3 protein-coding genes are annotated in these 5982 nt (G+C 64.0%); 1 reads left to right on the forward strand and 2 read right to left on the reverse strand.

Annotated elements, in window-relative coordinates:
• Positions 1-100: 100 nt before the first annotated feature.
• Positions 101-2536, reverse strand: coding sequence for a DNA topoisomerase (ATP-hydrolyzing) subunit B (gene gyrB, locus AAFX91_RS37890; protein WP_130582498.1), 2436 nt, complete (start codon positions 2534-2536; stop codon positions 101-103).
• Between the two features lie 334 nt (positions 2537-2870).
• Here gyrB and AAFX91_RS37895 point away from each other — a divergent pair, with 334 nt between their 5' ends.
• The gene (locus AAFX91_RS37895; RefSeq protein ID WP_394569899.1) at positions 2871-4757 is read left to right on the forward strand and encodes an acyltransferase family protein; all 1887 of its coding nucleotides are present in this window, start codon (positions 2871-2873) and stop codon (positions 4755-4757) included.
• Positions 4758-4759: 2 nt separating this feature from the next.
• On the opposite strand, the gene recF is transcribed toward AAFX91_RS37895, so the two are convergent.
• The gene (gene recF / locus AAFX91_RS37900) at positions 4760-5899 is read right to left on the reverse strand and encodes a DNA replication/repair protein RecF (RefSeq protein ID WP_394569900.1); all 1140 of its coding nucleotides are present in this window, start codon (positions 5897-5899) and stop codon (positions 4760-4762) included.
• Between the last annotated feature and the right edge of the window lie 83 nt (positions 5900-5982).

Raw genomic sequence — 5982 nt, forward strand, 5'->3', positions numbered from 1 at the left:
AACGAATCGTTCCATCCAAAGCTTGAATCACAGCCAAGCACGAATGAGAATCCTGAATCCCAACAGACCCTAGAGCAAGACCATCGACACGCGCTTCGCGTCAGATGTCGATGTTTGCGCTGAGTGAGTTTTCCTGGATGAAGTCGCGGCGCGGCTCGACCACGTCGCCCATCAGCTTGGTGAAGATGTCGTCGGCCTCGTCGACCTCCTTGACCTTCACCTGCAACAGCGAGCGCACTTCGGTATCCAGCGTGGTCTCCCAGAGCTGCTCCGGGTTCATCTCGCCGAGACCTTTGTAGCGCTGCAGGGTCAGGCCCTTGCGGGCCGTGTTGGTTACGGCTTCGAACAGGTCGACCGGGCCGTAGATGAGTTGCTCGCTGTCCTTGCGGCGCAGCTTGCCGGAGCGGGCATAGACGCTCTGCAGCCGCTCCCGGAATTCGTGGAGCTTGCGGGCGTCAGCCGAACCGAGGAAGGCGTCGTCGATGACGGCGACATCCTTGACGCCGCGCACGGTGCGTTCGAACATGAAGCCCTGGCCTTCCACGAATTGTCCGGTCCAGCCGCGTTCGACTTCGTCGGCCTGATTGTCGAGCCGTCCCGCCATGTATTCTGCCGCGGCCGCTGCGGTTTCCGGATTGCTGTAGATGTCCTTGCCGAACAAGCCTGCGATGGCGGCCTGCTCGACGACCTTCCGATTGTAGCGGCTGTGCAGGTTGCGCAGCACGGCGCGAATGACGCGGGCGTCGTCGATCAGGGAACGCAGATCGCGGCCCGAGCGTTCCTCGCCGGTGCCAAGCGTGAACACGCAATCGTCGAGCCCGGCCTCGATCAGATAATCTTCCAGCGCCCGCTCGTCCTTCAGATACTGCTCGGACTTGCCGCGCGTGACCTTATAGAGCGGCGGCTGCGCGATATAGAGAAAGCCGCCGTCGATGATCTCGCGCATCTGGCGATAGAAGAAGGTCAAGAGCAGCGTGCGGATATGGGCGCCGTCGACGTCGGCGTCCGTCATCACGATGATCTTGTGATAGCGCAGCTTGTCGATCGCGAAGTCGTCGCTGATGCCGGTGCCGAGCGCGGTGATCAGCGTGCCGATCTGCTCGCTCGACAGCATCTTGTCGGGGCGGACGCGCTCGACATTGAGGATCTTGCCGCGCAGCGGCAGCACCGCCTGGAATTCGCGGTTGCGGCCCTGCTTGGCGCTGCCGCCTGCCGAGTCACCCTCGACGATGAAGAGTTCCGACTTGGCGGGATCCTTCTCCTGGCAATCGGCCAGTTTTCCCGGCAGCGAGGATATCGCGAGCGGATTCTTGCGGGTCAGTTCGCGCGCCTTGCGTGCGGCCTCGCGAGCGGCTGCGGCCTGGATCACCTTGCCGACGATGACCTTCGCCTCAGTCGGATGCTCCTCGAACCAGGCAGCCAGCGCCTCGTTGATGACGTTCTCGACAACGGGACGCACTTCCGAGGACACCAGCTTGTCCTTGGTCTGCGACGAGAACTTCGGATCCGGCACCTTCACCGAGAGCACGGCGGTCAGGCCCTCGCGGCAGTCGTCGCCGGTCAGCGTGATCTTTTCCTTCTTCGCGTTGGCCTCGGCATAGCCGTTGACCTGGCGCGTTAGCGCGCCGCGGAAGCCGGCCAGATGGGTGCCGCCGTCGCGCTGCGGGATGTTGTTGGTGAAGCACAGCACGTTCTCGTGGTAGCTGTCGTTCCACCACAGCGCGGCTTCGACCCCGATGCCGTTCATCTCCGAACGGACCATGATCGGATTGGCGACGATCGCCTTCTTGTTGCGGTCGAGATATTTGACGAATTCCTCGACGCCGCCGACGTAATGCAACTCCTCGCGCTTCTCGACGGCATGTCGCATGTCCGAGAGCAGGATGTTGACGCCGGAATTGAGGAAGGCGAGCTCGCGCAAGCGATGCTCCAGCGTCGCGAAATCATATTCGATGTTCTTGAAGGTCTCGGTGGAGGCGAGGAAGGTGACCTCGGTGCCGCGCTTGCCCTGGGCGTCGCCGACCACCTTCAGGGGGGCGATGGCATCGCCGTGGGCGAATTCCACGTAATGCTCTTTGCCGTCGCGCCAGACGCGGAGCTTCAGCGTGCTTGACAGCGCGTTGACGACGGAGACGCCGACGCCATGCAGGCCGCCCGAAACCTTGTAGGAGTTCTGGTCGAATTTACCGCCGGCATGGAGCTGGGTCATGATGACCTCGGCCGCGGAGATGCCTTCGCCCTTGTGGATGTCGACGGGAATACCGCGGCCGTCGTCGCGCACGGTGACGGAATTGTCGGGGTTGAGCACGACTTCCACGCGCGTCGCATGGCCCGCGAGCGCTTCGTCGATCGCGTTGTCGACGACCTCATAGACCATGTGATGCAGGCCGGAACCGTCGTCGGTATCGCCGATATACATGCCCGGCCGCTTGCGCACGGCATCCAAGCCCTTCAAGACCCGGATAGATTCCGCACCATACTCCACGGGAATGGAATGCTCGCTTTCGGCAGGGGTCTGCCGGGCTGGTTCTGTCATGTGAGGCCTTAGGATGTCCCGAATCAGCGGCGCAAAACTGAGGGCTGATTATACTATTTGTGCCACGAAAGATGCATCGCGCCTAGCGCAAAGTCTGTCTCCGCAAGCTGTTGAATAAATAGTATTTTTTTGCCTTTTTTCAAGGCGGCTCAAGGCTGTTTCAAGGGCCGCGAAAAAGCGCGATTCGAGGCCCATTTCGAGCGCCCGAGAATCCCGATTTGGATCGCTCAGCGAGCCCCCTCTGGCGGTGCTTCGCCTACCTGCTACAGAGGGCATCGAAGCAGGCTGACTTCGATGCCTTCTCCTAGTTCCGCAATTTCCGGATTATTCGCCCTTGTCCCTGCCGTCCCAGCTTTACCGGCCCGATATCGATGGCCTCCGCGCCATCGCCGTGATGCTGGTGCTGATCTTCCACGCTTTTCCTGAAGCCGCGCCGGGCGGATTCGTCGGCGTCGATGTCTTCTTCGTGATTTCCGGCTTCCTGATCACCGGTATCATCGCGCACGGGCTCGACGAGGAGCGCTTCAGTCTGGCCGTCTTCTACGCCAAGCGCATCAGGCGGATTTTTCCGGCGCTGATTGTCGTGCTTCCGGTCGTGCTGGTCGCGGGCTGGCTGGTCATGCTGCCATCTGCCTATGCGCAACTGGGCAGCGACGTCTTTGCCAGCGCCGCATTTTTCGCCAACATCGCGCTGTTGCTGCAGTCGGGCTATTTCGACGTCGAATCGGCGAAAAAGCCGCTGCTGCATCTGTGGTCGCTCGGCATCGAGGAGCAGTTCTACCTGTTCTGGCCGCTATTGCTGATGCTGGCCGCGCGGCTGCGGCTGAAACTGTTCTGGATCGCCGCGATTCTCGGCGCCGTCTCCTTCGCCCTCAATCTCTCGCTGATCGGCGCGAACCCGGTCGCGACCTTTTATTTGCCATTCACGCGGGCCTTCGAATTGCTCGCCGGCGCCTTGCTGGCGCTGGGCTGGAGCCAGATCGGCAAGCCGAGCGCCGCGAGCGATTGGCGTGCGTTCGCAGGCCTCGCCCTGATCGCGCTCGCGGTTGGCTTGTTCGACAGCCACAGCCCGTTTCCGGGTTGGCGCGCGGCGCTACCGGTTGCCGGATCTGCGCTGCTGCTGTCGGCGCCTACGGCCTGGCTCAACCGCGGCGTGCTCGCCAGCCGGCCGATGGTTTGGATCGGGCTGATCAGCTATCCGCTCTATCTCTGGCACTGGCCGCTCTTGGTGTTCTTCGCGCTGATCAAGTTCAGTCCGCTGACGCTGCTCGAACGCGGGCTGATCCTGCTCTTGAGCGTGCTGCTCGCCTGGGCGACCTACCGCTACATCGAGAAGCCGCTGCGTTTCGGCCGGCCGCAGCCGCGCAAGCTGGTTGCGCTGGGCGCGAGCATGGTGCTCGTGGCCGCGCTCGGCGGCACTGTCGTTTGGGGGCGTGGCTACGATTTCCGCCTGCCGCCGGAAATCCGCGCCATGGCCGGTGTGTCGACACAATCAGCGCAATGGCGGTTCCACCAATGCCTGCTCGATCTCGGCCGCGACACATCGTTCGCCGATGATTGCGTCGATCGCGATCGCCGCCCGCTGGTCGTGATCTGGGGCGACTCGACGGCGGGCGCGCTGTTGCCCGGCTTGCGCAAGGCGCAGGAGACGAAGAATTTCGGCATCGCGCAGTTCACCTCGGCGTCCTGCATCCCTGTCCTGAACGTCGATATACCCGGTACGCCCAACTGCCGCGCCATGAACGACAAGGTGTTCTCGCTGATCCGCGATGCGAGGCCCGACATCGTGCTGATGCACGGCACCTGGGACAGATATCTGGATGAGATCGCCGAGACCGCTGCCGCGCTGAAGCGCGAGACCGGCGCGCGCGTGGTCGTTCTCGGCGCGGTGCCGACCTGGCGGCGCGGGCTGCCGAATGAAGTGCTGCGTTATTTCCTGCTCTATCACGGCCTGCTCCCGGCGCGTTGGAGCGGCGGCGTGACGAGCGGATGGTTCGACGCGGTGATGCGCGAGAAGCTTTCCCCCGCCGGCGCGGAATTCGTCTCCGCCTGGGATGTGCTGTGCAATGGCGAGGGATGCCTGACCCGGATCGGCGACAGCGCCGGCGATATCACCGCAAGCGACGGCATTCACCTCACCGAGAAGGGCTCGACCTATCTCGTCGACGCGGTGATCGACCGCGTGCTTGATGGGGCCAAAGCAGGCGCCCCGGGAAAGTAGCTTCACCCGCGGCGGCTGATGCGGCCTGACTCGACGTCGAAGATCTCGCCATTCGCTCCGATATCGACGAATGCGGCAGGATCGGCGCCGGTCATCCAGACCTGCGCGCCGAGCTTTGCCAGCTCGTCGAACAGCGCCTTGCGCCTGCTAGGATCGAGATGCGCCACCACTTCGTCGAGCAAGAGCAGCGGCACGATGCCGGTCATCTCGGCGACCAGCGTCGCATGCGCCAGCACCAGCCCGATCAGGAGCGCCTTCTGCTCACCCGTGGAGGCGTCGCGTGCCGGCATGTTCTTTGGCGCATAGACCACCTGCAGGTCGGTCAGATGCGGGCCGTCGAGCGTGCGTCCGGCGGCGGCATCCCGCGCGCGGCTGAGGCGCAGGATCTCGCGGTAGCGGTCCTCGACGGCCGTTGCGGGCTCGCTGAGCAGCGCATTCTCCATCCAGCCGTCGAGCGCGATCTCGGCCGAAGGAAACGCTGAGCCCTGCGCGCGCTCGCGCAGCATCGCCGACAGTCTTGCGGCGGTCTGGCCGCGCGTCGCCGCGACCGCGACCGCAAGCTCCGCGGTCTCGCGTTCGATCGCGCCGCACCAATGGTCGTCATAGTTGCGCACTTCCAGGAGGCGGTTGCGCGAACGCAGCGAGCGCTCCAGCGCCGAGACGCGGCTGGAATGCTCGGAGTCGATCGCAAGCACGAGCCGGTCGAAGAACCGCCGTCGTTCGGAAGCCGCGCCCATGAACAAGCCGTCCATCGCGGGCGTCAGCCACACCATGCGCAGATGGTCGCCAAAAGCCGCAGCCGAGCCTACCGGCTCGCGATCGACGCGGCAGCGCCGGCTGACGCTCTCGCCCCCTTGCGCGGGCGCTTCGATCCCGGTGCCGAGCGTCGAAAGCCCCAGCGCGCCCTCGACCTCGGCGGAGACGGCCCAGGAGCCGTCGCCCTGGTTGTCGGCGACGTCTTCCAGCGTGGCGCGACGCAGGCCGCGCCCCGGCGCCAGAAACGAGATCGCTTCGAGGCAATTGGTCTTGCCGGCGCCATTCGGCCCCACCAGCACCACCACGTCACCGCGCGTCGAGACGCTCGCCGCCCGATAATTGCGGAAATGCGTCAGCGACAGCCGATGGATGCGCGAAGAGGTCATTCGTTTTTCTGAGCAACCGGCGACATGGGTAACACTTCAAACCGACGACATGGGTAACACAATTCTCGTTTCGTTCAGGTCTG

The sequence above is a fragment of the Bradyrhizobium sp. 31Argb genome (genome assembly GCF_043638955.1).
Classification (GTDB): Bacteria; Pseudomonadota; Alphaproteobacteria; order Rhizobiales; family Xanthobacteraceae; genus Bradyrhizobium.

Coding starts and splice junctions, on each gene's coding strand:
- recF (WP_394569900.1), bottom strand. CDS start 5,899: ATGACCTCTTCGCGCATCCATCGGCTGTCGCTGACGCATTTCCGCAAT.
- gyrB (WP_130582498.1), bottom strand. CDS start 2,536: ATGACAGAACCAGCCCGGCAGACCCCTGCCGAAAGCGAGCATTCCATT.